This window comes from Agrobacterium tumefaciens, from assembly GCF_031801495.1.
Classification (GTDB): domain Bacteria; phylum Pseudomonadota; class Alphaproteobacteria; order Rhizobiales; family Rhizobiaceae; genus Agrobacterium; species Agrobacterium tumefaciens_K.
Window position 1 is genome coordinate 150,350 of sequence record NZ_JAOEGC010000002.1, and the last position, 26,418, is coordinate 176,767.

At 57.7% G+C, this 26,418-nt stretch carries 27 protein-coding genes, 1 tRNA gene and 1 pseudogene; 13 read left to right on the forward strand and 16 right to left on the reverse strand.

From position 1 onward, the window contains the following. Positions 1-41: 41 nt before the first annotated feature. From N7578_RS10160 to N7578_RS10170, 3 genes and pseudogenes are all read right to left on the reverse strand, one after another. Positions 42-407, reverse strand: a pseudogene (locus tag N7578_RS10160) (M48 family metallopeptidase); the annotation flags it as partial. Continuing rightward, positions 391-621, reverse strand: coding sequence for a DUF898 family protein (locus N7578_RS10165; protein WP_311110232.1), 231 nt, complete (start codon positions 619-621; stop codon positions 391-393). The gene N7578_RS10165 and the pseudogene N7578_RS10160, both read right to left, overlap by 17 nt. Positions 622-699: 78 nt before the next feature. After that, entirely contained in the window at positions 700-2,196 is a 1,497-nt protein-coding gene (locus tag N7578_RS10170) for a CoA-acylating methylmalonate-semialdehyde dehydrogenase (RefSeq protein ID WP_311110233.1), read from the reverse strand. 151 nt (positions 2,197-2,347) lie between these two features. Here N7578_RS10170 and N7578_RS10175 point away from each other — a divergent pair, with 151 nt between their 5' ends. From N7578_RS10175 to pncB, 8 genes are all read left to right on the forward strand, one after another. Further along, positions 2,348-2,662 (forward strand): putative quinol monooxygenase, encoded by a 315-nt coding sequence (locus N7578_RS10175; RefSeq protein ID WP_311112460.1) that lies wholly within the window; start codon positions 2,348-2,350, stop codon positions 2,660-2,662. Continuing rightward, complete coding sequence (locus N7578_RS10180; protein ID WP_311110234.1) at positions 2,659-3,540, forward strand: LysR family transcriptional regulator; 882 nt, start codon at positions 2,659-2,661, stop codon at positions 3,538-3,540. Before N7578_RS10175 ends, N7578_RS10180 begins: the two co-directional genes overlap by 4 nt. Positions 3,541-3,667: 127 nt before the next feature. Then, complete coding sequence (locus N7578_RS10185; protein ID WP_311110235.1) at positions 3,668-4,588, forward strand: DMT family transporter; 921 nt, start codon at positions 3,668-3,670, stop codon at positions 4,586-4,588. A 309-nt stretch (positions 4,589-4,897) separates the two neighbouring features. Then, positions 4,898-6,004: a DUF475 domain-containing protein gene (locus tag N7578_RS10190; protein WP_311110236.1), complete on the forward strand. Its 1,107-nt coding sequence runs from the start codon at positions 4,898-4,900 to the stop codon at positions 6,002-6,004. A gap of 363 nt (positions 6,005-6,367) precedes the next feature. Then, complete coding sequence (locus tag N7578_RS10195) at positions 6,368-6,712, forward strand: MarR family winged helix-turn-helix transcriptional regulator (protein ID WP_311110237.1); 345 nt, start codon at positions 6,368-6,370, stop codon at positions 6,710-6,712. Positions 6,713-6,729: 17 nt separating this feature from the next. Beyond that, on the forward strand, positions 6,730-7,581 hold the full coding sequence (locus tag N7578_RS10200; RefSeq protein WP_311110238.1) for an NlpC/P60 family protein: 852 nt from the start codon (positions 6,730-6,732) through the stop codon (positions 7,579-7,581). A gap of 128 nt (positions 7,582-7,709) precedes the next feature. Beyond that, positions 7,710-8,036 (forward strand): hypothetical protein, encoded by a 327-nt coding sequence (locus N7578_RS10205; RefSeq protein ID WP_422646721.1) that lies wholly within the window; start codon positions 7,710-7,712, stop codon positions 8,034-8,036. Positions 8,037-8,173: 137 nt separating this feature from the next. Next, entirely contained in the window at positions 8,174-9,478 is a 1,305-nt protein-coding gene (pncB, locus tag N7578_RS10210) for a nicotinate phosphoribosyltransferase (RefSeq protein WP_311110240.1), read from the forward strand. A gap of 41 nt (positions 9,479-9,519) precedes the next feature. On the opposite strand, the gene N7578_RS10215 is transcribed toward pncB, so the two are convergent. Further along, the gene (locus tag N7578_RS10215) at positions 9,520-10,914 is read right to left on the reverse strand and encodes a M17 family metallopeptidase (protein ID WP_311110241.1); all 1,395 of its coding nucleotides are present in this window, start codon (positions 10,912-10,914) and stop codon (positions 9,520-9,522) included. A 352-nt stretch (positions 10,915-11,266) separates the two neighbouring features. Here N7578_RS10215 and N7578_RS10220 point away from each other — a divergent pair, with 352 nt between their 5' ends. Continuing rightward, entirely contained in the window at positions 11,267-11,977 is a 711-nt protein-coding gene (locus N7578_RS10220) for a tetratricopeptide repeat protein (RefSeq protein WP_311112461.1), read from the forward strand. Positions 11,978-12,036: 59 nt separating this feature from the next. On the opposite strand, the gene N7578_RS10225 is transcribed toward N7578_RS10220, so the two are convergent. The 9 genes from N7578_RS10225 to N7578_RS10265 form a co-directional block, all read right to left on the reverse strand. Then, positions 12,037-13,023, reverse strand: a complete 987-nt coding sequence (locus N7578_RS10225; protein ID WP_311110242.1) for a type II secretion system F family protein — start codon at positions 13,021-13,023, stop codon at positions 12,037-12,039. A gap of 9 nt (positions 13,024-13,032) precedes the next feature. Beyond that, the gene (locus N7578_RS10230; protein WP_311110243.1) at positions 13,033-14,037 is read right to left on the reverse strand and encodes a type II secretion system F family protein; all 1,005 of its coding nucleotides are present in this window, start codon (positions 14,035-14,037) and stop codon (positions 13,033-13,035) included. A gap of 14 nt (positions 14,038-14,051) precedes the next feature. Next, on the reverse strand, positions 14,052-15,527 hold the full coding sequence (locus N7578_RS10235; protein ID WP_311110244.1) for a CpaF family protein: 1,476 nt from the start codon (positions 15,525-15,527) through the stop codon (positions 14,052-14,054). Positions 15,528-15,559: 32 nt separating this feature from the next. Next, positions 15,560-16,849, reverse strand: coding sequence for a CpaE family protein (locus N7578_RS10240; protein WP_311110245.1), 1,290 nt, complete (start codon positions 16,847-16,849; stop codon positions 15,560-15,562). A 34-nt stretch (positions 16,850-16,883) separates the two neighbouring features. Then, positions 16,884-17,573 carry a CpaD family pilus assembly protein gene (locus N7578_RS10245; RefSeq protein ID WP_311112462.1) on the reverse strand — a complete coding sequence of 230 codons (690 nt, stop codon included), beginning with the start codon at positions 17,571-17,573 and terminating at the stop codon, positions 16,884-16,886. 53 nt (positions 17,574-17,626) lie between these two features. After that, a complete protein-coding gene (locus N7578_RS10250) occupies positions 17,627-19,216 on the reverse strand; it encodes a type II and III secretion system protein family protein (protein ID WP_311110246.1) in 1,590 nt (529 codons plus the stop codon). Beyond that, entirely contained in the window at positions 19,213-20,019 is an 807-nt protein-coding gene (gene cpaB, locus N7578_RS10255) for a Flp pilus assembly protein CpaB (protein WP_311110247.1), read from the reverse strand. The genes N7578_RS10250 and cpaB overlap by 4 nt, the downstream gene beginning before the upstream one ends. Positions 20,020-20,145: 126 nt before the next feature. Beyond that, the gene (locus tag N7578_RS10260; RefSeq protein WP_311110248.1) at positions 20,146-20,658 is read right to left on the reverse strand and encodes a prepilin peptidase; all 513 of its coding nucleotides are present in this window, start codon (positions 20,656-20,658) and stop codon (positions 20,146-20,148) included. Positions 20,659-20,781: 123 nt separating this feature from the next. Beyond that, complete coding sequence (locus N7578_RS10265) at positions 20,782-20,967, reverse strand: Flp family type IVb pilin (protein ID WP_311110249.1); 186 nt, start codon at positions 20,965-20,967, stop codon at positions 20,782-20,784. 439 nt (positions 20,968-21,406) lie between these two features. On the opposite strand from N7578_RS10265, the gene N7578_RS10270 reads away from it, so the two are divergent. Continuing rightward, positions 21,407-21,799: a pilus assembly protein N-terminal domain-containing protein gene (locus N7578_RS10270; RefSeq protein ID WP_422646722.1), complete on the forward strand. Its 393-nt coding sequence runs from the start codon at positions 21,407-21,409 to the stop codon at positions 21,797-21,799. Positions 21,800-22,024: 225 nt separating this feature from the next. Here N7578_RS10270 and N7578_RS10275 read toward each other — a convergent pair. Both N7578_RS10275 and N7578_RS10280 read right to left on the reverse strand, forming a co-directional pair. Beyond that, a tRNA-Leu gene (locus N7578_RS10275) sits at positions 22,025-22,111 on the reverse strand. Between the two features lie 120 nt (positions 22,112-22,231). Continuing rightward, positions 22,232-22,537 (reverse strand): SelT/SelW/SelH family protein, encoded by a 306-nt coding sequence (locus N7578_RS10280; protein WP_311110251.1) that lies wholly within the window; start codon positions 22,535-22,537, stop codon positions 22,232-22,234. A gap of 132 nt (positions 22,538-22,669) precedes the next feature. Between N7578_RS10280 and N7578_RS10285 the strand changes: the two genes are divergently transcribed. After that, positions 22,670-23,119 carry a DoxX family protein gene (locus tag N7578_RS10285; RefSeq protein ID WP_311110252.1) on the forward strand — a complete coding sequence of 150 codons (450 nt, stop codon included), beginning with the start codon at positions 22,670-22,672 and terminating at the stop codon, positions 23,117-23,119. A 125-nt stretch (positions 23,120-23,244) separates the two neighbouring features. After that, positions 23,245-23,943: a type 1 glutamine amidotransferase gene (locus N7578_RS10290; protein ID WP_311110253.1), complete on the forward strand. Its 699-nt coding sequence runs from the start codon at positions 23,245-23,247 to the stop codon at positions 23,941-23,943. An 82-nt stretch (positions 23,944-24,025) separates the two neighbouring features. Here N7578_RS10290 and N7578_RS10295 read toward each other — a convergent pair whose 3' ends face one another. Beyond that, positions 24,026-24,985, reverse strand: a complete 960-nt coding sequence (locus N7578_RS10295) for a bile acid:sodium symporter family protein (protein WP_311110254.1) — start codon at positions 24,983-24,985, stop codon at positions 24,026-24,028. 347 nt (positions 24,986-25,332) lie between these two features. Between N7578_RS10295 and N7578_RS10300 the strand changes: the two genes are divergently transcribed. Then, positions 25,333-26,418: a GH25 family lysozyme gene (locus tag N7578_RS10300; protein WP_311110255.1), complete on the forward strand. Its 1,086-nt coding sequence runs from the start codon at positions 25,333-25,335 to the stop codon at positions 26,416-26,418.

Consider the following 26,418-nt stretch of genomic DNA (forward strand, 5'->3'; position numbering starts at 1 on the left):
CGAACGCTTCCGGCAGACGGAAATCGCTCGCGAATGACAGGTCAGTTGGCCGCCGGTTTGTTGTCAAGCGAAGCGTTGTAATCGAGGATCGCCTTGCGCCTTTCTGACGTTCCGGGATGGGTGGAGATGATGCTGGTGCCGCCTTTGTCGCCCAGCTTGTCTTCGAGCAGCGCGAAGAAACGTTCGATGGCTGTGGCGTCCAGTCCCGCAGCACGCATGAGTTCCACGGAGCGTTTATCGGTTTGACGCTCGGCATCGCGGGAATGGGAAAGTGCCAGAAGGCCGCCGCCCTGCGTCAGAGTATCCTCCATCGCCGAACCGACGTCACCTGCAATCAGCATCACCAGCCCTGCGACACCTGCGGCGCGATAAAGCTGGCGCAGGCTATGTTCATATTCCACATGGCCGCATCAATCCGATCGTGATGACGCTGGCGACGAGGTTTGAAATGACGATCCACAGATAGCGGCCGCGATTGCTATCGCTATGCAACGGATGTTGCCCGTCGAGAGCCATGGACGAGACGACGGCATTGTGAACGCCTGCCCGATAAACGATACCGGCAAGTGCGTAGACAATGAGGGCGCCAAAAAGGTCAACGTACAGCGAGCCGAGTGGCATTGCGATAGCCGTTGCCTCATCGACAGCAACCCCGCTCGGGAGAGCGGGGTTGCTGATTGTCGAAGAATGAGGGGAGGCTTACTTCATCGTCGGCATGACGAATTCGGCGCCGGATTTGATGCCGGAGGGCCAACGCGACGTGATCGTCTTGGTCTTGGTCCAGAACTTGATCGAATCCGTGCCGTGCTGGTTGAGATCGCCGAAACTGGAAGCTTTCCAGCCGCCGAAGGAGTGGTACGCCAGCGGAACCGGGATCGGCACGTTGATACCGATCATGCCGATGTTGACGCGGCTGGCAAAATCGCGGGCCGCATCGCCGTCGCGGGTGAAGATGGCGACGCCATTGCCGTATTCATGTTTCATCGGCAGTTCGAGCGCGTCTTCATAGTTCTTGGCGCGAACGACGGAGAGAACCGGTCCGAAGATTTCCTGTTTGTAGATGTCCATGTCCGGGGTCACGTGGTCGAAAAGGCAGCCGCCGACGAAGTAACCGTCTTCATAGCCCTGCAGCTTGAAGTCGCGACCGTCGACCAGAAGCTCTGCACCCTGTGCGACGCCGCTGTCGATAAGACCCTTGACGCGCGTCTGCGCTTCTTTGGTGACGAGCGGGCCCATGTCGGCCTTGTCATCGGTGTAGGGGCCGATCTTCAGCGCCTCGATCTGCGGAATGAGTTTCTCGACAAGGCGGTTCGCAGTGTCTTCACCAACCGGAACGGCGACGGAGACGGCCATGCAGCGTTCGCCTGCAGAACCGTAGCCTGCGCCCATCAGCGCGTTGACGGCCTGATCGAGATCGGCATCCGGCATGATGATCATGTGGTTCTTGGCGCCGCCGAAGCATTGAGCGCGCTTGCCGTTCATTGCGGCGGTTCCGTAGACGTAACGGGCGATCGGCGTCGAACCGACGAAGGAAACCGCGCCGATATCCGGGTCGGTGAGGATGGCATCGACTGCACCCTTGTCGCCGTTGACGACATTGAGGATGCCTGCCGGAAGACCAGCCTCGATCATCAGTTCGGCAAGACGGATCGGCAGCGATGGATCACGCTCGGAAGGCTTCAGAATGAAAGCGTTGCCGCAGGCGATTGCCGGCGCAAACATCCACATCGGGATCATGCCGGGGAAATTGAACGGCGTGATGCCTGCACCGATGCCGACCGGCTGGCGGATCGAATACATGTCGATGGCGGGACCAGCGCCTTCGGTGAACTCGCCCTTCTGAAGATGTGGGATGCCGCAGACGAATTCGCACACCTCGAGGCCGCGGATGATATCGCCCTTGGAATCTTCGACCGTCTTGCCGTGCTCGCTGGAAAGCAGCGTCGCAAGCTCGTCCATGTTCTGGTTCAGAAGTTCGACGAACTTGAAGAACACGCGTGCGCGGCGCTGCGGATTGGTGGCTGCCCACTTCGGCTGCGCTTTCTTGGCGCTTTCCACGGCAGCGTGCAGCTCGGCATCGCTGGCAAGGGCGACGGTCGCCTGCACTTCGCCCGTTGCCGGGTTGAAAACATTCGAGGTGCGACCGCTGGTGCCGGGCACATGCTTGCCGTCGATGAAATGACCGATTTCCTTCATGGATTTTCCTCCTGGATTCTTTGGTGGAGGAACCATCGCACTTCAATTTGTACAAATCAATGAACTAGGATAATAATCCGTTGTGCGTAAATTAAAGTGCGATGACCTGTTCAGCGAGTCTACCAAGCTGATTGAGAGGGCCAAAAAGCGGATGCAGGATGAACCAGTCGTGCGGATGGCCGAGATAGAGATCGATCCGTTACATGTTGAAGCCTATCGCCGTTTGCTTGTGGAGGAAATCGAGGCTTCCGTCAGCCATGAAGACGGCGTGCTGGCGTTGAACGCCGTGGCGATCAAAGGCAGTCCGGAAAAAATCCGTATCCTTGAAATCTACGCGGGCCAGGCGGCCTATGAAGCGCACCTGAGGACGCCGCACTTCCTGAAATACAAGGCAGCAGTGGAGGGCATGGTAACGTCACTCGCTTTGGTTGACGTTGATCCAGTGGTCATGCGCAGCAAGCCATGAATTGGGATGACGTTCGTATATTTCTTGCTGTTGCCCGGACAGGGCAGATCCTTGCGGCGTCCAAACGGCTCGGGCTCAACCACGCAACCTTGTCACGGCGATTAACCTCGCTGGAAGGGGCGCTGAAGACCCGGCTTTTTATTCGTCGGACGAATGGCTGCGAGCTTACCGAGGAGGGGCAGCGGTTTTTGAGCGCCGCCGAGCGCATGGAAACCGAGATGCTCAATGCGCAGGCAAGCCTTGGGCGTGTAGATACCGCCGTTGCAGGCACGGTTCGCATCGGTGCGCCAGACGGCTTCGGGGTCTCCTTCCTTGCGCCGAGACTCGGTCGACTGACGGCGCGTTATCCGGATCTCAAGATCCAGCTTGTGCCGGTGCCGCGTTCCTTCTCGTTGTCGCAGCGCGAAGCCGATATCGCCATCACCATTGAAAGGCCGGAGCAGGGGCGATTGATGCTGTCGAAACTCACCGACTACTCGCTCGGGCTCTACGCATCCAAAGCGTATCTGGAAGAAAATGGCATACCGGAAGACGTCGAAACCCTGAAACGCCATCGCCGTATTGGTTATGTCGAGGATCTGATCTTTTCACCGTCCCTGAACTACACGGGAGAAGTCATGCGCGACTGGGACGCCGCTTTCGAAATCTCCAGCGCGATCGGCCAGACAGAGGCGGTGCGTTCGGGAGCGGGGATCGGTATTCTGCACAACTATATCGCCGGGCAATATCCGGAGTTGGTACGGGTGTTGCCTCGGATCGGTATCAGTCGTGCCTATTGGACGGCGTATCACGAATCTGCGCGCCAGCTTGTTCGGGTACGGACGGTTGTTGATTTTCTCCAGGAGTTGGTTGCGTCAGAACGGCGGATTTTTGCCTGAAATCCGCATGGAACAAATTTCGCGACCCTAATTGTATGATTATTGCCGTAGGGCGCTGGTACCGGACTTGACAACAGGCAGTCGCCTGAACGACCAATGCAGTCATTGGGAGACATCAGGAACTGAAATGCCGAATATACTTAGAAAGCTCTCGCCGACTGGCCTCGGCGTGGCTGTCATGCTGCTTGGAATGCTGCTTTTCGCATTGAACGATGCAATGGGGAAATGGCTGGTCGCGAGCTATAGCCTGGGTCAGGTCGTGTTTATCAGAAGTGCGGCCGCACTCGTCATTCTTGTTCCCATTCTCTGGAAAGCGGGTCTTTCCGGTGTCGTGAAGATCGAGCGTCCGTCCCTGCAGGCAGCGCGCGTTTTCTTTTCCACTGCCGAGCTTTTCTGTTTCTACTTTGCCGTCACCGCCTTGCCGCTGGCCGACGTGATGACCTACTGGCTTGCCGCGCCGATTTATGTTGCAGCTCTGTCGCCGTTCCTGCTGGGTGAAAAGGTTGGCTGGCGTCGCTGGACGGCGATCGCCATCGGTTTTGTCGGCGTTATCGTTGCCTTGAAGCCCAGTTCGGCCAGCCTCACGTCTGCGGCTCTCTTTTCGATACTTGGAAGTGCGGCTTTCGCGTTCATGATGCTGTCCGGCCGTCAGCTTCGGAATACGCCCGATACCGTTCTGGCATTCTGGCAGATCGTCGGTGCGGCCATTGCCGGTTTTATCGCCCTGTTCCTGGTGCCGTCCGGCTGGGCGCCTGTCCAGAGCAGCTTCGATCTCCTGCTGCTCTGCCTACTGGGCGTAATCGCCATGACGGCCCATGTACTCGTGAACCGCGCCTTGAAGCTGGCAGATGCCGCAACCGTCGCACCTTTGCAGTACACGCTGTTGCTGTGGGCCGTGATATTCGGCTGGTTGTTCTTCGGTGACGTGCCAGAGGCCAGCATCATCGCAGGCGCCGGATTGATCGTTGTGTCTGGACTCTATATCTTCTTTCGCGAAAATACCCTCAAGCGTCGCCGGGAGGCTGGAGAACGGGCAGCAGCGGAATAGTGTAAGCCTGTCTTTTTTCGTTGCGCCACCCGGTGTGAATATCACGGGGGCTTGACGAAAGCGTGATCTTCAAGGAGTAGAAAGAAGTCCTGCGGCGACGCGTCGCGCAAGGACAGAGGAAACAAAGGTGCCGGGCCCCTCTGGCGAGAGTTTTACGGCGCTCTCGTGATGTCGGTACCGCCTGCAAAAAATGGCCGGCGGATTAAAGATTATGAAAAACCTGAATGTGCTTCGCGCGCGTCCTTTCTGCGTGTGGCACGACGCCTCGCGTCGTTCCACAATCGTCTCCATGACCGGTGGTGACCGCACATGAGCGCCGCCCAGAAAACCACGCTGTCCTACTTCAAGTGGGCTTTTATCGTTACCGTTGTTGGTTTGATCCTTGGCGGATATCTCGGCTGGGAAATGACGGGAACGGTCGGTGGCACGGCCACGATCTTCTTTATCTGTGCGGTTCTCGCCGTGCTGGAAATCTCGCTCTCCTTCGATAACGCTATCGTCAACGCCAACAAGCTCAAGGATATGACGCCGGAATGGCAGCATCGCTTCCTGACCTGGGGTATCCTGATCGCCGTTTTCGGCATGCGTATCGTCTTCCCGCTCCTCATCGTTGTTGTCGCCGCGAATGTCGGCCCATGGACAGCGCTTGTCATGGCGGCTACGCAGCCGGAACGTTATGCGGAAATCATGCATGACGCCCATCTGCCGATTGCGGCCTTCGGCGGCACCTTCCTGATGATGGTCGGCCTCAACTTCTTCTTCGATCACGAAAAGGATGTGCACTGGGTGCGCTGGATCGAGGAAAAGGCTGCGGTCTATTCCTCCGTCAAGGGTATCGAAATCGCTTTCGTGCTAATCGTCATGCTCATCTTTTCCCGCATCATCGGTGCAAGCGAGGATCCGGCACTTGGCCCGGTTGCGGCCAACACCTTCTTCCATTCGGCGATCTGGGGTCTTTTGACCTTCCTGCTCGTTGAAGTCGTTGGTGGCATTCTCGACCGCAGCCAGGAAATGCTGGAAGGCGCGGCAAAGGGCGGCTTCGGCGCGTTCCTTTACCTCGAAGTGCTTGACGCCAGCTTCTCGTTTGACGGTGTGATCGGTGCTTTCGCGCTGACGCAGAACCTGTTCATCATTGCGATCGGTCTGGGTATCGGTGCGATGTACGTTCGTTCGATGACGATCATGCTGGTGGAGAAGGGAACGCTTGCCGAGTATCGCTATCTCGAGCATGGCGCTTTCTATGCGATCCTCATCCTCTCGGTCATCATGTATGTTCAGACGATGTTCCATATTCCGGAGGTCATCACCGGCCTTGGCGGAGCTACCTTGATCGGTGTTTCGCTGTGGTCGTCGATCCGGCATAACCGTCTGGAGAGCGCGAACGCGGTGGAAGCCGCTCGCGGCGCGGAAATCTGAGTTTGTCGATTGAAGCCTTCCGCCAGCCAGGCGGGAGGCTTTTCGCCCAAAAAACCGCCGATGCCTGTTTTTGCGGCGCGGTGGGGTAGGCGAAAATAGCGCCCTTGAGGTCGCATGACTGTAAGTTATTGACTCTCCTTGTACTTGCTCGCCGATAGCAAACTGGCACACTTCCTGCTTCTATACTGGTAAGTCCAGAGGGGACGTAAAAAGCCCGAAAAACGGGTCCATATGACGCCGCGTTGCCGTTTATCCAGGAAAGGATTATCGCAGCGCGGCGTTTGTGTTTTGCTGCACAGTGCTTGAGTTTTCATTCGGGTTGCTTGAAAACACTACGGGAACAAGGCTGGAGGGTTTATCGACGTGCCCGTAGAACTATCGCCAAGTGCGGCTTTGGGCCTCTGGCATCGCGTATCGCTGTCACAGGTGACGGCCGATGCGCCGGACCTGACCCTGCGCCAGACCGCGATCCTCCTGCAGATTTATCTCGTGCCGCCGCCGCATACTGTGCGCGGCCTTGCGGCGGTGCTTGGGGTTACCAAGCCGGTCATCACGCGGGCGCTCGATAGTCTGGGGGCTCTCGGGTTGGTGGAGCGCGAGCGTGACGATCAGGATCGGCGCAACGTTGTCATAAAACGAACGGTTAGCGGTGCGCTCTATCTGGAAAAATTCGGCGATCTGGTTATTGATCAGGCGCGAAAGATTTAAACCCTTGGACGTGAATCATGATACTCGACCGCCGCCTGAATGTCTTCCGCTCCGATCTGGCCGATGAAAAGTTGAAGGGCGCTATCGAGGCCGAACGCTTCGTCAGCGGTATCGAGGCACAGGTCAGTGTGCCGGTCGTCGCGCTCAGGCCGTCGCCCGATCTGGCAGGCGGTATCGATACCGAATTGCTGATGGGCGAAACGGTGAAGGTATTCGACAGGGCGAATGGATGGGCCTGGGTACAGGCCGATGCGGACGGTTATACCGGTTATCTTCCCGAGACTGCGATAGCTGATGTCACCGCTGCGACCCACCGCGTGACTGCGCCGCGGACCTTTCTGTATCCTGCGGCGGAACTTCGCAAATACCCGGTGACGGCGCTCTCGATGGGAAGCCTGATCCGTATTGTTGGCGAGGCGGAAACGCGCGGTACCCGTTATCTGCTGACGGAGAAGGGGGAGGGTATCATTGCTGCCCATTGCCAGCCCGTCGATGCCGCTGCTGAGGACGATTACGTCGCTGTGGCACTGCGCTTCATTGAAACACCCTATCTCTGGGGTGGCCGGTCGGGTTTCGGTATCGATTGCTCCGGGCTGGTTCAGCTGTCCATGGCGATGACCGGGCGTCTGGTTCTGCGCGATACAGACATGCAGGTAAGAACGCTCGGACTGGAAATCGAGCGGGACGAATTGCGGCGCGGCGATCTCGTTTTCTGGAAGGGGCATGTGGGCCTGATGGAAAACGAAGAAACGCTTCTGCATGCCAACGGCCACACGATGAATGTCGCCCGCGAAAATCTTGACGCGGCGATCGAGCGTATCGGCTGGCTCTACGAGAAGCCGACGGCTTTTCGTCGTCTCGAAGGTTGATCTCGCTTTTCACGAAATTGTGCCTCGTTTGACCTTTGTAGGAATGCTTCGGAAGACTTACATCTTTCTGGCATGACGATACGGGAATGGCATGGATGACGCTAAAGGCTGAGATCAGTTTGATTGTTATGGTGGCGGTGTGTCTCGTATCCTCCGCCGCCCATGCGCAGACCGTTTTCCAGAAAGGTTTCGAACCTGCGCCGGATGCCTATGTCAATCTGCCCGGCGTCAAGGATCCAAGAACGTTGGAGCCAAAAGTCCGATACAGGTGCCACAGCGAAATGGGTTCGACGGGCTATTCGCGTGGCCCTTACCGCAATGTCTTTGGTAGTCGCGGGCTCGCCGTGCAGGGCTATCGCTGCACCGATGAGAACGGTATTTCCACCTTTGGTGGACGCAACCCCACCTCGCAGGGATGGTATCCCGGCATAAATCCCCACGATCCGACCTTCTGAGGCCGCATCGACGCCACCTTTCGCTTTCTCCCGCTCTGGACTTGTCCTCGCATTTTCAGATAAGTCTCTGGTGTAGCAGATTGATACTGCCGGAATGCGCAGTGACATCGGCCATGCCGATGGGGGGAATGCGAGCCATGACGAAGACCGATATAGCAACCCGTGTTTACAATCACACCTGGAAGCTCGATCCGATCATCCGCAGCCTGATCGATACGGATTTCTACAAGCTTCTGATGTTGCAGATGATCTGGAAGCTTTATCCGGAAGTCGACGCGACTTTCTCCGTCATCAACCGCACGAAGACGGTGCGCCTCGCCGACGAGATCGACGAAATGGAACTGCGTGAGCAGCTCGATCACGCGCGCACGTTGCGGCTGTCGAAAAAGGAAAATATCTGGCTCGCCGGTAACACCTTCTATGGCCGGTCGCAGATCTTCGAACCGGAGTTCCTGTCGTGGCTTTCCAGCTATCAGCTGCCGGAATACGAGCTTTACAAGCGCGACGGGCAGTATGAACTGAATTTCCACGGACGCTGGATGGACACCACGCTCTGGGAGATTCCGGCGCTTGCCATCATCAACGAGCTGCGGTCGCGCAGTGCCATGCGCTCCCTCGGTTATTTTACCCTCGACGTGCTTTATGCCCGAGCTAAGGCAAAGATGTGGGAAAAGGTCGAGCGGCTGCGTGAGCTTCCCGGCCTTCGCATTTCCGATTTCGGCACGCGCCGTCGCCATAGCTTCATGTGGCAGCGCTGGTGCGTCGAAGCTCTGAAGGAAGGTATCGGTCCGGCCTTTACCGGCACGAGCAATGTTCTTTTGGCCATGGATTCCGATCTGGAAGCGGTCGGCACCAATGCCCATGAATTGCCGATGGTCGTCGCGGCCCTCGCCAAGACGGATGAGGAACTCTCGACGGCGCCCTATCAGGTTCTCAAGGACTGGAACCGGCTTTACGGCGGCAATCTGCTGATTGTTCTTCCCGATGCCTTTGGCACGGCGGCATTCCTGCGCAGCGCGCCGGAATGGGTGGCAGACTGGACGGGTTTTCGCCCGGATAGCGCACCGCCGATCGAGGGTGGTGAAAAGATCATCGAGTGGTGGAAGAAGATGGGACGCGATCCCCGCAAGAAGATGCTCATCTTTTCCGATGGACTTGATGTCGATGCGATCATCGACACCTATCGGCATTTCGAAGGCCGGGTACGGATGAGCTTCGGCTGGGGTACCAACCTCACCAACGATTTCGCAGGTTGCGCTCCGAAGACTATCGCCAGCCTGAAGCCGATCTCCATCGTCTGCAAGGTGAGCGATGCGAATGGTCGGCCGGCAGTGAAGCTCTCCGACAATCCGCAGAAAGCCACCGGCGACCCGGCCGAGGTTCAGCGTTACCTCAGGTTCTTCGGTCAGGAAGACCTGAAGGAACAGAAGGTTCTCGTTTAAAAAAGCGGAGAGTGGGAGCCCACTCTCCGCTTTTTTTGTCGTTACTTCGCGAAGTGATGCGAGATGTAGTGGAACAGAGCGCGGATGCCCTGTGCCTCGCCACCGATGGAAGAATGGTGCCTTTCGCTTGGCGACCAGCCGTAGATGTCGAAATGAACCCACTTCTTGGTGTTCGTGACGAAACGCTTCAGAAACAGCGCTGCGGTGATCGATCCTGCCATGCCGCCAGAAGGCGCATTGGTGATGTCTGCTGCGCGTGTGCGTATGTCTTTGTCGTAGCCCATATAGAGCGGCATGCGCCACAGCGGATCGTCGGTGTCGATACTGGCCTCGAAGATGTCGTGGGCGAGGTCGTTGTCGTCGGTGAAGAACGGCGGCAGGTCGGGGCCAAGCGCTACGCGGGCCGCACCCGTCAGTGTCGCCATATCGATCATCAGGTCCGGGGCATCCTCATCGGCATAGGCCAGCGCGTCGGCCAGAATGAGCCGGCCTTCCGCATCCGTGTTGTCGATCTGCACGGTCAACCCCTTGCGGCTTCTGTATATGTCGCCGGGACGGAAGGCGTTGGAAGCAATGGAATTTTCCACTGCGGGCACAATCACGCGAAGCTCGACGGGGAGGTTGGCATCCATGATCATCAGCGCAAGGCCGAGCACGTTGGCAGCGCCACCCATGTCTTTCTTCATGAGTGCCATGGAGGCGGCAGTCTTTATGTCGAGGCCGCCGGTATCGAAGCACACACCCTTGCCGACGAGCGTCAGGCGAGGGTTGCCTTTCTTGCCCCAGTTCATCTCAAGCAGGCGGGGAGCACCCTCGCTTGCGCGGCCGACGGCATGGACGAGCGGGAAGTTCTGTTTCAGTAGATCTTCGCCGGAAACGGTTTTCACCTTCGCCTTGTAGTGGGCGGCAAGCGCCCGGAATGCGATCTCCAGCTGATCCGGCCCCATGTCATTGGCCGGCACGTTGATGAGGTCGCGGGCAAGGAACACGCCGGCGAGAATACGCACGATTTCGCCGTCTTCCGCATCCTGCGGGACGAGCAGTTTCGCACCGTTGGATTTCACGGTTTTGTATTTGTCGAAGCGGTAGCTTCCAAGACCAAAGCCGAGCGCCAGACGGTTGGCCGTCAGTGGAGCGGTTTCGATATGCCAGTCGCCTTCGGGCAGCTCACGCGCCAGCTTGCCCGTGATGAAGGGAACCTCGGAAGGGTTCCCGCCAAGCCCTAGGAGAACGCCGCCCAGCGAACCGTCGGCGGACGGAATCAGCAATACCGCGCCCGCGTCTGCCTTGAAGCCTGCCTTCTTCGCCCAGTCGAGTGCGAGAGGATCGATGGCTCCCTGCTCGATATGTGCAGGCGTGACGGCAAAAACCGGCAGGGTTTTTCCGGACTGGGTGCTGAAAGGGGTGGGGCGTTCGATGAACTGGTAGGGCGCCATGGTCTGCTCTCGTTGCCGCATCGGTCCGAAAATCCTACGTGATTTTTCACGGGAACGATGCGCAGTTTCAAAAAGGGTTAGAGCGTCCTTTCGGATGCGAGGCGCTCCAACGTCCAGAATCGGTGCGATTAACACTCTGTTAGGGTTAACAGATTATTGCTTTAGCGAAAGTTGCGTCATGTGAGTCTGTCGTGTGTCGGGCGCAAGATCGATATAACTCATGTGCGGGGGCAATGTCATGGTTGCTTTTTCTTCAGGATCCATCAACCGGAAGAGGTTGCTGAGCGGCGTTTATATGATGGCGCTGGTTCTGGCTGTTTCCGGATGCGCAAGCACCAACAAGCCGGATCGCATGTCAACGGGCTCCATCCCCACAGCCTCGCGCTCCTACGACCAGATGAACATGGATCAGCTGCGGCAGGCCGAAAGTGCGGCTGGAAAAGCCTATGAGCGGAGCCCCAGAGACAAATCCGTTGGTATGAATTACGCCAACCTGCTGATGATGACCGGCAAGAATACGCAGGCACTGGCCGTCATGCAGCAGGTTGCCATTGCCCACCCTGCCGACCGCGATGTGCTTGCGGCCTTCGGCAAGGCGCAAGCCGCGGGCGGTCAGCTGGAGCAGGCATTGTCCACCATTCAGCGCGCGCAGACCCCGGACCGGCCCGACTGGCGGCTTTACTCCGCCGAAGGCGCGGTTCTCGACCAGCTTGGGCGGTCGAACGAGGCGCGCGCCAAATATCGTCAGGCGCTGGATCTGAAACCCAATGATCCGAGCGTCCTTTCGAACCTTGGCATGTCCTACGTGCTTTCGAGCGATCCGCGCACGGCCGAAACATATCTTCAATCGGCGATTTCCCAGCCCGGTGCGGACAGCCGCGTTCGCCAGAATCTTGCGCTCGTGGTTGGCCTGCAAGGCCGTTTTGCCGATGCTGAACGGATTGCGGCGCAGGAACTTTCACCGCAGCAAGCTCAGGCAAATCTCAGCTATCTGCGTGCCATGCTCGCGCAGCAGAATTCCTGGCAGCAGCTGGCGAAAAAGGACGACAGGACGACCGGCTGAGCCAGCCCTTTTTCCTTATATAGCGTATCAAGCCGCCGTTTTGGGCGGCAACCGTCCGATCAGAACGTATCGGCGACGCGGATGCCCGCAGGGCCAAGAATGACGGCGACAAGCACCGGCAGGAAAAACAGGATCATCGGCACGGTCAACTTGGGCGGCAAGGCAGCGGCTTTCTTTTCCGCCTCGTTCATGCGTTCGTCGCGACCTTCCTGCGCCAGAACGCGCAATGCCTGCGCCAGCGGCGTGCCGTATCGCTCAGCCTGAATAAGTGCCTGTACGACGCTCTTCACCGCTTCCAGTTGCGTCCGCATGCCGAAGTTTTCAAGCGCCACGCGCCTGTCCTGAAGGAAGGACAGCTCGGCGGTCGTCAGCATCATCTCTTCGGCGAGTTCCGGTGACTGTTCAGCCATTTCCTCCGCCACGCGGCGCATGGCTGCCTCCATCGACACGCCGGATTCGATACAGATCAACATGAGATCGAGTGCATCCGGCCAGGCCCGCTTGATGGAGAGCTGCCGCTTGGTCATCCGGTTGGAAATGTAGATGTTCGGAGCATAGAAGCCGACGTAACCGGATATCAGAACGACCATCAGCCGCACGATGAAAGACTTGTCGGCAAGGTTTCCGAGAATGAACACCCAGGTGGCTGCAAGACCAAGAAAAATGAACGGCAGGACGAAGCGAGCCGCTAGGAACAGGTTGAACGCGTTCTGCGAGCGCAGGCCAGCCGCGCGCAGCTTGTTCATCGTGTTCTTGTCGGCAAGGGCTTCGCGCAGGTTGAAACGCTCCACGAGGCGATGTGCAGACTTGTTGTTGGTGCTTCGCAGCGAGGCTTTGTTTTCTCTGCCCACGGTCGCCATACGCTCGCGCTCGCGGGTGCGGATAAGATCGCGTTCCGAAGAAACCGCCTTCATCCGCTTGTTGAAATCCTTCCTTTCGAGGAAGGGCATGACCATTGTGTAAAGGGTCGCAAAAACGGCAAGCGTAACGAGTATCGCGATCAGCGTCTGCGGGTCGGTGAGGCTTGAAAGAAGACTTCCTGTCATGGCCGTACCTTAGATGTCGAAGTTGATCATGTTGCGCATGATGATGATGCCTATCGACATCCATAACCCGGAAGCTCCGAGAATGATGTGGCCGCGCGTGTCCGTGAAGAGGACAGCGAGATAGCTCGGCGACGTCAGGTGAACCAGCAGCATGACGATGAACGGCAGGGCGCCGATGATGACTGCCGATGCCTTTGCTTCCATGGAAAGCGCCTGCACCTTGGCGCGCATCTTGCGGCGCTCGCGCAGAACCTTCGACAGATTGGCGAGTGCCTCGGAAAGGTTGCCGCCGGCCTGCGCCTGAATGTTTATGACGGTGCTGAAGAAATTCACCTCGAAAAGCGGCATGGTCAGCATCATGCGCTCGATTGCCTGCGGGATACCTATCCCGACCTGCTGGGCATCGATGACGCGCTGGAACTCGGTTTTGACCGGCTCCTGTCCATCCGACGCAATCAGGCGAACGGCATCGTTCAGTGGCAATCCGGATTTGATGGAACGGCACATGACGTCCAACGCATTCGGAAACTCCTCGAGAAACTTTTTCTGGCGGCGTTTGATCAGAAAACCGATAATCCACCGTGGCAGACCAAGCGCCAGAACAATCGCCAGAAGCGGAACAATCATCAACGGGAGGCCGTAGAGAAGCGCAACGAAGCTTGCAGCCAGCGCCGACCCTATGCTCATGACGTAAAACCGGCGGACCGAAATTTCCAGACCCGCCTGAACCAGCTTTTCCCGCAAGCTGATGTTCCTTGCCTTCTTGGCTTTCTCGTCCTGCTTCTTTTCCAGCTCGCGCAGGCTGTCTTGCATGGACTTCCGGCGTTTGCTCAGGTCCTGAACGCGATCCCGCGCGGCCTTGATTTTTGTATGGTCCGTTTCCGCCGTCTTCACCCGCTTCATGCGGGTGGTGGTCTTTTTCTCCACCTCTATCTGCGGAAACAGGAATGCATAGGCGAGCCCCCCCGCCGAGATGGCGACAAGCGTCACAAGCAGAACGATTGTGAGGTTCATCGAGGACGCCTTCCTTAGGAGTTCTTTTCCATGTCGTCGAGTGCTGCCGCCAGCCGGGTTTCTTCCCCGTAATAGCGAGCGCGATCCCAGAAGTGGGGTTTGCTGATCCCCGTAGAGACGTGTTTGCCGATCAGCTTTCCGTTTGCGTCCTCGCCCTCGATTTCGTAGCGCATCAGATCCTGGGTGACGATCACATCACCTTCCATTCCGATGACTTCGGTGATCTGGGTGATGCGGCGCGAACCGTCTCGAAGACGGGCAGCCTGAATGACCACGTCGATAGAGCCTGAAATGATTTCGCGAACCGTCTTTGCCGGCAAGGTAAAGCCGCCCATTGCGATCATCGATTCAATACGGCTCAGGCATTCGCGTGGCGTGTTGGCGTGGATCGTGCCCATAGACCCGTCGTGACCCGTATTCATTGCCTGCAGAAGGTCGAAGACCTCCGGCCCGCGCACTTCGCCGACGACGATGCGTTCCGGACGCATACGCAGGCAGTTTTTCACGAGGTCGCGCATGGTGATCTCGCCTTCGCCTTCAATATTCGGCGGGCGGGTTTCGAGCCGGACGACATGTGGCTGCTGTAGCTGCAGTTCGGCGGTATCCTCACAGGTGATGATGCGCTCATCCTTTTCGATGAAGCTTGTCAGGCAGTTGAGGAGCGTTGTTTTCCCCGAACCCGTTCCGCCGGAAATCACCACGTTGCAGCGGACACGCCCGATGATCTTGAGCAGGGTCGCGCCTTCCGGCGTGATGGCGCCAAACCGCACGAGCTGCTCGAGCGTGAGCTTGTCCTTCTTGAATTTTCGGATGGTCAGCGCCGGACCGTCAATTGCAAGCGGTGGAGCGATGACGTTAACGCGGGAGCCGTCTGGAAGACGGGCGTCGCAGATCGGGCTGGATTCATCCACGCGGCGGCCGACCTGGCTGACGATACGCTGGCAGATCGAAAGCAGCTGCGCATTGTCACGGAATCGGATGTCGGACTCGATGGTCTTGCCGCCCACTTCGATGAAGGTCTGGCCAGAACCGTTGACCATGATGTCGGCGATGTCGTCGCGGGCAAGAAGCGGCTCCAGCGGCCCGTAACCCAGAACGTCGTTGCAGATGTCCTCTAGCAGCTCTTCCTGCTCGGAAATGGACATCGCGAAGTTCTTGATCGTGATGATATCGTTGACGATATCGCGGATTTCCTCGCGCGCGCTTTCCGCGTCGAGCTTGGCGAGCTGCGAAAGATCGATCGTGTCGATCAGCGCCGAAAAGACCTGGCTCTTCGTATTGTAATATTCTTCGGTGCGTGCACGCTTTTTGGGTTGCGGCGGGGTGGTAACGTACGCCTGCCGCGACGCCGCGGCGGCTTGGCCCGGTTCGACCGTGGCCACAGGTTCCGGACGAGGCTCGGGCGCAACGGGTGCCTGCACGGTTACCGCAGCGGGAAAATCCGTTTTTGCACTTTTGGCTGGGCTGTCGCTTCCGCGTTTTCCGAACATCGGTGTTTTCCGTTCAGGCTCAAAGGCAAGCGCTACTTGCGCTTGATAAGATTCATCAGCTTGTCCAGACCGCCCCGCTTGTTCTTGCGGATCATGGTGCGGCCGGTGACGATATGGGAGATCTGCGAGAAGGTTTCGGCGACCGAAGACTTCTCGTCGATCTCCCGGATCATGCGGCCGCTGTTTGCGGCGCTGCCGAACAGCTGCACGTCGAAAGGAATGATGGCGATCGGTTCTATTTCCAGCGGATCGAGGAAATCTGCAGGCGCGATTTCCGGACGCTTCGGCATGCCGACCTGATTGAGAATGAGGTGAGGCGGTTTGTCGTTCGGGCGCAGCTTCTTCAACGCGTCGAAAAGGTTCTTGGTGTTGCGCAGGTTGGCGAGGTCGGGAACGGCGGTGATGACCACCTCGTCGGCTTCCGAAAGCACCGTACGGGTCCAGTCATACCAGTGATGCGGCAGATCCAGGACGGCGACCGGCGCGCTTCGTTGCAGAACCTCCATGATCGGCTGGAACGCCAGCCGGTCGAGATCATAGGTTCTGTCGAGCAGGGAAGGGGCTGCGAGGAGGGACAGATGATCCGAACACTTCGTCAGCAAGCGGTCGAGAAACACCTCATCCAGTCGTTCCGGTGAAAACACGGCTTCCGCCATGCCCTGCGCGGGATCCTGATCGAAATCGATGTTGGCCGTGCCGTAGGCAAGGTCCATGTCGGCCAGGATCGTTTCCGTGGAAAACAGGCTGGCAATCCCAAACGCGCAGTTGTGCGCGATCGTCGAGGAACCAACCCCGCCCTTGGCGCCGATGAAGGCGATGTTGCGTCCGAGCGGCTCGGCCTCCGGGTCGACGAAGATGGCCGAAATGGATGCCAGCAGATCGGTCATTCCGACCGGAGCAACAAGATATTCCGAGATGCCGTTGCGGATCAGATCGCGATAGAGCGTGATGTCGTTGTGCCGGCCGACGATGATGACGCGCGTGGACGGATCGCAGACTTCGGCGAGTGGCGACAGGTCGTCCAGCAGGGAAGACGGGTTGCTTGCCGTCTCGAGAATGATGAGGTTCGGGGTGGGAGACGATGAGAACATCGTCGCCGCTGCATTGATATCGCCCTTGGTGACGCGCAGCGTTACCTTGCTCATGCGCCGGTCGTTGGACAGGGCGTCCATGACCTTCTGCATGCTGTCGCTGATGCAGAAGGTGTGAACGGATATACGGGGAAGCGGGCGCAGCCGATCCATGTCCGATACACGGATTGACGGCTCGGCATCGGCGTCGCCGCTGTTTTGCGTCTGAATGTCGTACTCTACCGTGCTCATCGTCTTGTCCGTCGTAACATTCGTTTGAAACGCATCAGTTCGGGGTCGCGGGGTTCTTGCCGGCGCGGTACGCGTCGATAACCACCGCACGGCGTTCCGCATCGATCGGGCTCATGCCGCGCGGACCGACGAGGTCCATGGGGTTGGCCACCTGTGCAGCCAGATTGTTCTGCGAGGCGCAGCCGAAATTGTACCAGTTCTTGTTGGCGTAGGTGTTGTCGGAAAGGTCTTCCGGCCACTGGCCGCATTGGCCGGTCATGGCGGTAACTGCGACATAGCTCAGGCGGATAGGCGCGGCATCGCCGCTTGCGCCCGCACTGTAACGTGTTTCCATGATCTTGGCTGACGGCACACCTGCGCCGGAAAGCGCTGCGCGTATCTGCCGGACCATCTTCGTGGCAGTTGCGGAATTCGGTGAGCCGGATGGCGTCTGGATATTGATGATGCCCGTCGACGTGGAGGTGTAGCTCTGGGCAAAACCGCGAACATTGTCCGCCATTGCTCTCGTCAGCCGGCTATCGCCCGCCGAAACGGGAATGTCGATTGAATGTTCCGCTTCCGAAAGGGTGATGGGATGACGGGTGCGGTAGTCATCGGGAATGGCGTTTGTCGTCAGCGGATCGCGCGCGCAGCCCTGCAACAGGCCGGCGGCAAGTGCCACCGCAATCACCAGCCCGGTTTTGGCGGCGAAGCGCTTGGAGGGAAAAGAGGAGGCTTCCTGCATGACATGTCCTGTCGTGACCGGGCTTGACGGGTGGATGTTGTGTGTATGTGCCATCATTTGTAGATGAACCCCACTGATCCCTGGTACGGTGCTGCCTGAACCTTGTCCTTGCGGCCATAGACCTTGTTGACCCGGTTCATGAAGTACATGGCTGCATCGTTTTCCGGGTTGAAGTTGTCGTCGGGCCGGGCGATCTGGTTACGTGCGACTGGCCGTACGAGGTACGGCGTGGCAATGATGACCAGTTCGGTTTCATTGCGGATGAAGTCCTTGCTGCGGAACAGCGTGCCGAACACGGGAACCTTGGAAATGCCCGGCAGGCCGGACATCGCCTGGCGGATGTTGTCTTGCACCAGACCGGCGATCACGATGGAACCGCCGGAGGGAAGCTCGACGCTGGTCGATGCCTCGCGTTTGCGGATCGACATGTACGTGCTGCCGGGAACGGCGAGGCTCGAGCCGTTGCCGGTCGTGACGTTGCCTTCATATGTCGGCTCGGAAACATTCGTTTCGATCCGGAGGCTGATACGGCCCGGAGACAGAACGACCGGGCGGAAATTCAGCTCGATACCGTAGTCCACGGTATTTGTGGTACGCGTCACCGTCGGACGGCCGGTTTCTTCATCGATATCGACTTCCTGCGTTCCAGCCTGGCGGAATTCTCCGCCGACGTAGAACTTGGCCTGCTCGCCGGAGATAGCGGTGAGGCTGGGTTCGGCAAGCGTGCGCATCACGCCTGCCTGTTCCATGGCGTTGAAATAGCTTCCAAGCGTGACTTCACCGATCGCGCCGACAACGTTCCCGGTGGAACCGAGAGCGATGGCGTTGCCAAGATTTGCCGGGTTCGAGAACGAGACGCCGCCCCGTGCCTGATTGCCGCCGACGCCGATGGATCCGTTGAAGCCAAGCTGCTTGAGAACCTGACGGCTCACCTCTGCAACCGTGACTTTCAGCGTGACCTGATCCTCGCCTTCGATCGTCAGCATGTTGACGATCTGGGAGGTCTGCCGGTCTTCCGCGAAGATAGCCGCGTCTCCGCCCTGCTTGCCGCCTGTCAGGGTGATGCTGCGCGTGGTTGCTTCGCCGCCTTTGAGGAATATTTCGGCAAGCTGGACGGCGCGCGCCGAATCCTGCGGCGTGCGCACGCTGCCAGACAGCACGATGTTGTCCGAGACGATCTCCACCTTGATGTCGGAATCGGGGATGAAACGCCTGATATTGGCCTCGAGGCCTGAAATGTCGCGCTCGACCTCAAGGTCGAGGCTGACGATTTCCCGCCCGTTATCGCCAAAAATGAAGATGTTGGTCTGGCCGACAGTTTTACCAAAAAGATAGATGCGTCTGGAAGTGCGCGTCACGGCATCTGCAAGCAGGGGGTCTGCGACGAGAATGTCGTGCGCGTCTTCCGGGAGGTCGATCACCAGCGCCTTGTTCAGACCGAGCTTCAGACGCTTGCGGACACCCGTCCCGCTGTCGGTGATCCGCACGATGCTGGCATTCTGAGCCAGCGCTTCGCTCATCCGCAGGGAGTCTGGCGCGTAGTGGCCCGGAATGCCGGAAAAAGCCAGGCAGAATGCCAGGCTGCCGGTTATCGATGCGCGCAGATGGCTTTTAATGCGCTTCGCCATGGTTCCCCCGGTCATTGTGATGCTCCTTGACCGCCCTTGACGATCGAGCCGGATTTGATCACCTGGATTTCCGGCTGCCCCGAGCCGCCACTCAGAAGATAACCGGCAGAAAACGTGTCGTTTTCCTGTGCGTCGGCGACTGAGCGCAGCGCCAGTGTCAGGCGGTCCGCCATCTGCTGCGCCACCGTCATGATTTTCGCCTGTTCCGGCGTCAGTTCCAGCGTTGCCGTTGCGCCCACAACGGCCGTCGTGCCGTCCTCGCCTTCCTTGATCTGCTGATCGATTGCCAGAACGCGCACGTTGTTCAGAACGTTTTCTGTTAGGAAGGCACCGCTATCGCTCTTGCGAACCATGATGACATCGACACGGTCATTGGGCAGCACAAAACCGCCGGCACCGGTGGAAACCGATATCTCCGTTGCGACGGCGCGTTTACCGGCGGGCAGAAGAGATGACATGATGCGGGCGCTGGAATCGACGACCTTTTCCGGCCGCAGTGGCTCACCTTCGAACAGAGGCAGCCTTACAACGGCGCCGGAAAGCTCTGCTATGGCATTCGGCCTCTGGGCGTCGGTGATGAAGCTGTTCACGATGTTGCCTTGCGGCCATGGTGCCCAGCGCATGGAACTGTCGTTCAGACGGCTGCCGACCGGCAGGCTGACGGAAGAGACGAGAACGTTGACCGTCGGCTCCTTCTGGATGATCGTTTCCGCTTTCTCTATCACCTGTTTCGCGCCGGAAAGCCGCATGGCCAAAACACCGGCAAGACCGGCGGCCACCAAGGCGACAGACAGGATGATGATACGCGACGGTTTCATGCTCGATCCTTGAGGGGAACAGATTCTTCTCCACTCAGGATGGCCCGTGATTCGTATAATTATGGTTAATTTCGCGCTTAGATTTGTGGTTAACGGGTGTTTAATCCGTTTCCGCGCGTTTTTTACTTAAGAAAGGCTGGCGATAGCGGCGTTAACCAGTGGCGTATCGCCATAGGTAAGAAGTCCTGCGATGGCGATGCCTATTCCATAGGGAATCTTTTTTGCAACCAGAAGCGAGTCGGGAACTGGAAGACCGGTTGCCATGATCTGTTGCGCGCGGGAGCGGAAAATGACAATGCCGATTGTCAGCAGACCACCGATGAAGGCGACTGCGATCAGGAACTCGACGAGTGAGAGATTGAAGCCGAACCACACGGCGGCGGCTGTCAGAAGCTTGGCGTCGCCCCCGCCCATGACATTGGCGGCAAACAGGGCAAAGCAGACGAAGAAGACGGCGGCACCCGCTGCAAGCGACATGGCGAAGGTCTGCCAGTCCATGCCCGTAAACGGTGCAATGAAGACAAAGGACACAAGCAGGATAAGCGGTATCCTGTTGGGGATGGTCATGCTGATGAGGTCTGTCAGCGCTGCAAAGGCAAGGCAGAGCGGCAGAATGAGGAAAATGGCTGCAATCACCATGGCCAGTCCTTCTTTTCAGCTAGTTTGTTCCACAAAAGACTGAGAACACTATGCCACTCAAAAGTAAAAATGCCGCCCCCGGTGAAGGAGCGGCATGGCGGTCATGCCGCGGCGACTAGCAAATTACTTGGTGGCAGTCGCTGCCGTCGTCATTTCTGTGCCGATGTTTTCGAACAGCGTCGTCAGCTGAGTTCCAACGGTTGTGGCTCCGCCGATGATGGCAACGGAAATGAGGGCTGCGATCAGGCCGTATTCGATTGCCGTCGCGCCGGATTCGTCTTTGAGGAAACGAGCGAAAATCTTGGACATGGAGAACTCCTAACTCTTCTGGGTTTAATTCCGCACGCCGACAACTGTTATCCGTTGTTCGGTTGGCCTCAACCTACAGAGCAGCAATTTCCAACCACTTAAAAAAAGCGATTAACGAAAGGTAAACGACTGTTTGAATTTCGTGTGGTAAACAAAAGAACAAAGTATTGAGCAACTTTTTATCTTTGTCGGGAAAGGCATATATTTCACCGTTTCATAAGTCGACATAATTCGGTGGTGATGTAATTCATTGAGACATTTCGGTGTGCAGTTTTGACGCGATTGCTTGCGGTCGCGACGGCTGGAAAATGCTAATGGTTACTGGATATTTTGCCGATTTCGGCGATTTAACGCTTCGTTCACTAAAAGCGATCATTTTGGGACGATATCAGATGCGTGTCGTGAACAAGGGCTCAAACGCATGTCTTCCCCTACATTGATGAAAATCGCTCTCGGCTTGTCCGTGCTTCTTTCCGGATCGGCGCAGTCGGTTTTTGCCCAGGAAGACATGCTGCGCGTGTCGATGAATCATGCCCGCGTGCTTAGGCTGGATCGCCCGGTCAGCAAGGTGATCGTTGGCAATTCCAAGGTGGCCGACGCAACCGTGGCGGATGCCACCACGATCGTTCTGACAGGCAGAAGCTTCGGTACGACAAATCTTGTGCTTCTCGACGCAGATGGCAATCCTATCGTCGATGAGCGTATCCTCGTCTCCATCGATGAGGGCAATACGGTACGTGTGTTCCGCCAGACGGAACGCACCGTTCTTTCCTGTACGCCGAATTGCGAACAGCACGCGGAAAACAGCGGAACTGACGCTGAACAGCCCTGACTGGCCTGAAATTCGAGTGATTGAGCGGCGCCTTTGCGCGACATGACGCATTGCGTCCGCGTGCGTTCTGGATCGTCGTTTTTTACATGGACTTTTTGAGGCTCAACCACCCTGAAACCGGGTGGCCGAAGCCACCGCGCAGGACACCTCCTATGAGGCGTCCTTCAGGTTTTTCTGCTTTTTGGGAAAGCTAAGTGTTTGATCTGGCTAAGATCAAAAATGGAATGGTGCCCAGAAGAGGACTCGAACCTCCACACCCTTTCGAGTACCAGCACCTGAAGCTGGCGCGTCTACCAATTCCGCCATCTGGGCGACGAGGAGCCATGTACGGGGGCAGCCGCCCGGTGTCAACAGACTTTTTGAACTTTTATGACGATCATTGATTTTAAAGGGAAAAAACTTGCATTCCACTGTTGAAAGGTGAGTCTCAGGTCAGGTGTCGAGTCCTTCGTGCCTGCTTCGGTCTACATGACCAAGGTCACGATCGGGGTCGATGACGTCACGGATTCGCTGTTTAAGCTCCTTGGGGCCTGGAAAGCCGCCGTCTTGCTTGCGTTCCCATATGATATTTCCATCAACGGCGATTTCGAAACGCCCCCCCGTGGAGGGAATCAGGCTGACTTCGCCAACTTCGGAGGAAAACGTCTGGAGAATCTCCTGTGCCATCCATCCGGAGCGTAAGAGCCAGTTGCATTGCGTGCAGTAGGTGATTGTGATGCATGGTTTGCGGTCTTGCATTGCCGTTTCTCCTCAATGTGAAATCACGAAAATATCAACTTTTATGCTCATGTTTTTACCGCGGTGATCTATCTCCCGATACGTCTTTTTTGCAAACAGATAAGTCATCAAAGGCTTAGACATGGAGATCATATGGCCCAGTTCGACCATAGCCGCGGACGTCTGTTCGTTCCCGCGGTTGCACCCGTTTACAACTCAACCCACGACCTTGTGGAGACGATCCTGCGTGTCGCAGCCGGTCTTCTGCTCGTGACCCACGGCTTCGGCAAGATAATGAACCCCTTTGGTGCCGTTGGCATGGTGGAAGGCCTCGGCTTTTATCCCGGCGTATTCTGGTCGCCCCTGCTGGCGGCAACCGAGTTCTTTGGAGGCATTCTGATCGCCATTGGACTGTTTACACGTCCGGCGTCCTTTGCGGCGATGATCGTTCTGCTCGTCACGGTCTACTTCCATGGCATCGTGAAGGCTGAAGGGCTTGGCGGGGCGGAGAAGTCCATCCTGTGGGCTGCCATCTTCCTGTTCTTTGCCGTTCGTGGCGGGAACCGGCATTCCGTCGACGCAAAAATGCGCAAGGAATTCTAGAACATTCCAGATTGATCGAGATGGTGCCTCCCGCCTCTTGAAAATCAGGGTTTCTCGTGATGAAGCTGGCTTTGACGGTACCACCCCGAACAAAGCCGGCTTTATTATTTTTCCGAAGAGACATCATGCGCGTTGCAATCATCGAGAACATGGCGGGAACTCCGCATGGTCAACTGGGCGTAGCCCTTAAAGAGGCGAATGCGGAACTGGACGTCATCCGCGCCTATGCCGGAGATCCGCTTCCCGCAGATGCGGAAAGCCACGATGCGCTTGTGGTTCTGGGTGGGGAGCAGAACGCGCTCGATGACGCTGCTTATCCTTACCTGCCCGATCTTGCCCGGCTGATGAAGACCTTTGGAGATGCCGACAAGGCTGTGATGGGAGTGTGTCTGGGAAGCCAGTTGCTGGCCCGCGCCTATGATGGTCGAAACATCCTGAACGGCACGCTGGAATTCGGTTGGGAGAAAGTCGCCTTGACGGATGAGGGACGGTCCGACCCGGTGATGACGGCGGTGGGCGATACGTTTCCCATTTTTCAATGGCACCGCGATACATACACCTTGCCGGACGGCGCAATTCTTCTGGCAAGCAATCCCGCCACGAAAAATCAGGCGTTTCGCATCGGCAGGGCAGCCTATGGGACGCAGTTCCACTTCGAGGCAGCGACGGGTGTCGTCGACGAGTGGTGCACTGGCTTTTCCAGCTCGATCGAGAAAATGTCGCCCGGTTGGCTCGAGGATTACCGAAGCCACCGTGATGGGAGCGGAGAGGCGGCTGACGCTGCAGGCCTTGCGATAGCGCGGGCCTGGGTTCAGCTCGTGTGATATTGCGATGGTGTCGTGCTAGTGACTGAATATTGAAACGAACCGCAAGGCGTTGCGATGCGGTTCGTTTTCTCGCTCTGGCTTAGCCGATTTTGTTTGTGGAGCCGACGGGAGTCTCTTCCGTTCTTCCAGAGAAGAAGTTTGCAAGCAGCGCGCCCGAAATATTGTGCCACACGCTGAAAATGGCGCTGGGCACGGCCGCAACCGGCGAGAAATAGGTGTTGGCCAAAGCCGCGCCGAGGCCACTATTTTGCATGCCGACCTCGATGGCAATGGCCTTGCGCTTTGCAAGTGAAAGGCCGAATGCCTTGCTGGCAAAGAAACCTAGCGCATATCCCAGACCATTGTGCAGGACGACGATTGCGAAGATCAGCAGACCTGACTGTGCAATGGCACCCTTGCTGGCGCCAACGACTGCGGCAACAATCAGCACGATCCCGGTAACGCTGACCAGCGGCAAGGCCGGAACGGCGTTGTGCACGATCGACGGTGCAAGCTTCTGTAGTGCGAAACCCAGCGCCAGTGGCACCAGTACGACCTTGACGATGCTGACGAACATCGCGGCTGCGTCGACTGGCAGATACTGGCTGGCGAAAAGCCAGACGAGGAACGGAGTAACGATCGGCGCAGCCAGCGTTGTTACACTCGTGCAGGCCACGGAAAGTGCAACATCGCCCTTGCTGAGATAGGTCATGACGTTGGACGATGTACCGCCGGGGCAGCAGCCGACCAGAATGACACCCGCTGCAACTTCTGGAGACATTGGAATGATCTTCGTCAGCGCAACCGCAAGCAGCGGCATGATGAGGAACTGCGATAAAACGCCGATGCCGACATCGAACGGCCGTTTTGCAACCTCGCGGAAATCGTCAACCGATATCGTCAGGCCCATGCCGAACATGATGATAGCAAGCAGGGTAACGATCCATGGCGCGATCTGTTTGAACGTATCCGGGAACACGTAGCCCAGCGCGGCGAATAAAATGACCCATATGGCAAATGTCTTGCCGATAAAGTTTGAAAAAGTTGCGATTGCTTTCAACTATACCTCCCTGTCCTGGCGCAAATCGAATTAGGAAACAGTGTCCGATCTGACGCCACGAAATCCGTGAAATCGGGCAAGTGGCCCGTCAGGCTGTTTTAATGCTGTCCAGCTTGGATCCGCGATTTATCGTTAACACCCTGTCTGTCAAGGTGTAGGCAGGCCCGAATGGTTCCCGGTTTGACGAGGGTTGGCCTGGCGCTATCAGAATTGATGGGTGGGGGCAGGGGGGCTCCGCGTAAAGATAAGATTCAGTCTTTTTTGATAATCTTCCGTTAGCAATTGTATTTTCGAGGTCTCGGGTCGGCGTGAGAGCGCCTCCCCAATGTTTTGCGTAACGGGTCCCCATGCGTTCATCGGCTGTGTCAGCACTTTTCTTCAGTTGCCTTATTCTCGGCGGCTGCACGTCCAGTTCGGGACCGGAAAGCCTGATGGCAGGGATTCCCTCAAAGGAGACGACCAGTTCGGTAACGCCATCATCGCCGGTGCCGCAGGCGAATGTGGGCTCGGAACCGATCAAGGCGCAGCCCCGCCAGGAGGTTCTGGCCTGGGGCGGACCCGTGCCGGACGAGCCGAGAGCCTTTTCTGCCATAACGCCGCAGGCGACCTTGCCACAGGCCGCGCCGGAAATTGCTCATCCAGCCATGCCGGATGTGGGAATGGCGCGCCCGGCGGAGCGTCCGGTTCAGCTCGCTATGGCTGCCTCTCCCGCCGCCGCAGCCGGGGCACAGGCTCGCTCGCGTGTCTTCCGGTCCAGTTTCAGCGACGCAAAGCCGATCAATTTCGGTAAGGTCCAGCCGCGTCATTTCCAGGTGCATGGCGTCGACGTCTCTCGCTGGCAGGGCAATATCGACTGGCCTATGCTGAGAACGCGCGGCGCGAACTTTGCGTTCATCAAGGCGACGGATGGTGGAGATCATCTCGATCCGATGTTCCGCACCAACTGGCAGCGTGCGAAGCAGGCCGGCATACGTCGCGGCGCTTACCATTTCTTCTACTGGTGCCGCCCGGCAAGCCATCAGGCGGAATGGTTCATTCGCAACGTGCCGCGTGATCCCGATGCGCTGCCGCCGGTGATCGACGTGGAATATAACGGCGAGTCGAGCTGCAAGATGCGCCTGCCACGCGCCAAGGTGCTGGAAAAGATGCAGGTCTTCATGGACATGCTGGAACGCCATTACGGCCAGCGTCCCATCATTTATACTGCACCTGACTTCTACAAGGATCACCTGTCCGGCGAGTTCCAGAACTATCCATTCTGGTTGCGCGCCGTGGCCCAGCACCCATCCAAGGTCTATCCGGATCGCAAGTGGCTGTTCTGGCAGTATTCCGGTTCCGGACTTTCACACGGCGTCGAAGGCAAAATCGACCTGAATGTCTTCAACGGCAGCGAGGACGCCTGGCACCGTTGGCTCGGCCGCAGCGCAAGCTAA

Coding starts and splice junctions, on each gene's coding strand:
- N7578_RS10165 (WP_311110232.1), bottom strand. CDS start 621: ATGCCACTCGGCTCGCTGTACGTTGACCTTTTTGGCGCCCTCATTGTC.
- N7578_RS10170 (WP_311110233.1), bottom strand. CDS start 2,196: ATGAAGGAAATCGGTCATTTCATCGACGGCAAGCATGTGCCCGGCACC.
- N7578_RS10175 (WP_311112460.1), top strand. CDS start 2,348: ATGCAGGATGAACCAGTCGTGCGGATGGCCGAGATAGAGATCGATCCG.
- N7578_RS10180 (WP_311110234.1), top strand. CDS start 2,659: ATGAATTGGGATGACGTTCGTATATTTCTTGCTGTTGCCCGGACAGGG.
- N7578_RS10185 (WP_311110235.1), top strand. CDS start 3,668: ATGCCGAATATACTTAGAAAGCTCTCGCCGACTGGCCTCGGCGTGGCT.
- N7578_RS10190 (WP_311110236.1), top strand. CDS start 4,898: ATGAGCGCCGCCCAGAAAACCACGCTGTCCTACTTCAAGTGGGCTTTT.
- N7578_RS10200 (WP_311110238.1), top strand. CDS start 6,730: ATGATACTCGACCGCCGCCTGAATGTCTTCCGCTCCGATCTGGCCGAT.
- N7578_RS10205 (WP_422646721.1), top strand. CDS start 7,710: ATGGTGGCGGTGTGTCTCGTATCCTCCGCCGCCCATGCGCAGACCGTT.
- pncB (WP_311110240.1), top strand. CDS start 8,174: ATGACGAAGACCGATATAGCAACCCGTGTTTACAATCACACCTGGAAG.
- N7578_RS10215 (WP_311110241.1), bottom strand. CDS start 10,914: ATGGCGCCCTACCAGTTCATCGAACGCCCCACCCCTTTCAGCACCCAG.
- N7578_RS10220 (WP_311112461.1), top strand. CDS start 11,267: ATGTCAACGGGCTCCATCCCCACAGCCTCGCGCTCCTACGACCAGATG.
- N7578_RS10225 (WP_311110242.1), bottom strand. CDS start 13,023: ATGACAGGAAGTCTTCTTTCAAGCCTCACCGACCCGCAGACGCTGATC.
- N7578_RS10230 (WP_311110243.1), bottom strand. CDS start 14,037: ATGAACCTCACAATCGTTCTGCTTGTGACGCTTGTCGCCATCTCGGCG.
- N7578_RS10235 (WP_311110244.1), bottom strand. CDS start 15,527: ATGTTCGGAAAACGCGGAAGCGACAGCCCAGCCAAAAGTGCAAAAACG.
- N7578_RS10240 (WP_311110245.1), bottom strand. CDS start 16,849: ATGAGCACGGTAGAGTACGACATTCAGACGCAAAACAGCGGCGACGCC.
- N7578_RS10245 (WP_311112462.1), bottom strand. CDS start 17,573: ATGCAGGAAGCCTCCTCTTTTCCCTCCAAGCGCTTCGCCGCCAAAACC.
- N7578_RS10250 (WP_311110246.1), bottom strand. CDS start 19,216: ATGACCGGGGGAACCATGGCGAAGCGCATTAAAAGCCATCTGCGCGCA.
- cpaB (WP_311110247.1), bottom strand. CDS start 20,019: ATGAAACCGTCGCGTATCATCATCCTGTCTGTCGCCTTGGTGGCCGCC.
- N7578_RS10260 (WP_311110248.1), bottom strand. CDS start 20,658: ATGGTGATTGCAGCCATTTTCCTCATTCTGCCGCTCTGCCTTGCCTTT.
- N7578_RS10265 (WP_311110249.1), bottom strand. CDS start 20,967: ATGTCCAAGATTTTCGCTCGTTTCCTCAAAGACGAATCCGGCGCGACG.
- N7578_RS10270 (WP_422646722.1), top strand. CDS start 21,407: ATGAAAATCGCTCTCGGCTTGTCCGTGCTTCTTTCCGGATCGGCGCAG.
- N7578_RS10280 (WP_311110251.1), bottom strand. CDS start 22,537: ATGCAAGACCGCAAACCATGCATCACAATCACCTACTGCACGCAATGC.
- N7578_RS10285 (WP_311110252.1), top strand. CDS start 22,670: ATGGCCCAGTTCGACCATAGCCGCGGACGTCTGTTCGTTCCCGCGGTT.
- N7578_RS10290 (WP_311110253.1), top strand. CDS start 23,245: ATGCGCGTTGCAATCATCGAGAACATGGCGGGAACTCCGCATGGTCAA.
- N7578_RS10300 (WP_311110255.1), top strand. CDS start 25,333: ATGCGTTCATCGGCTGTGTCAGCACTTTTCTTCAGTTGCCTTATTCTC.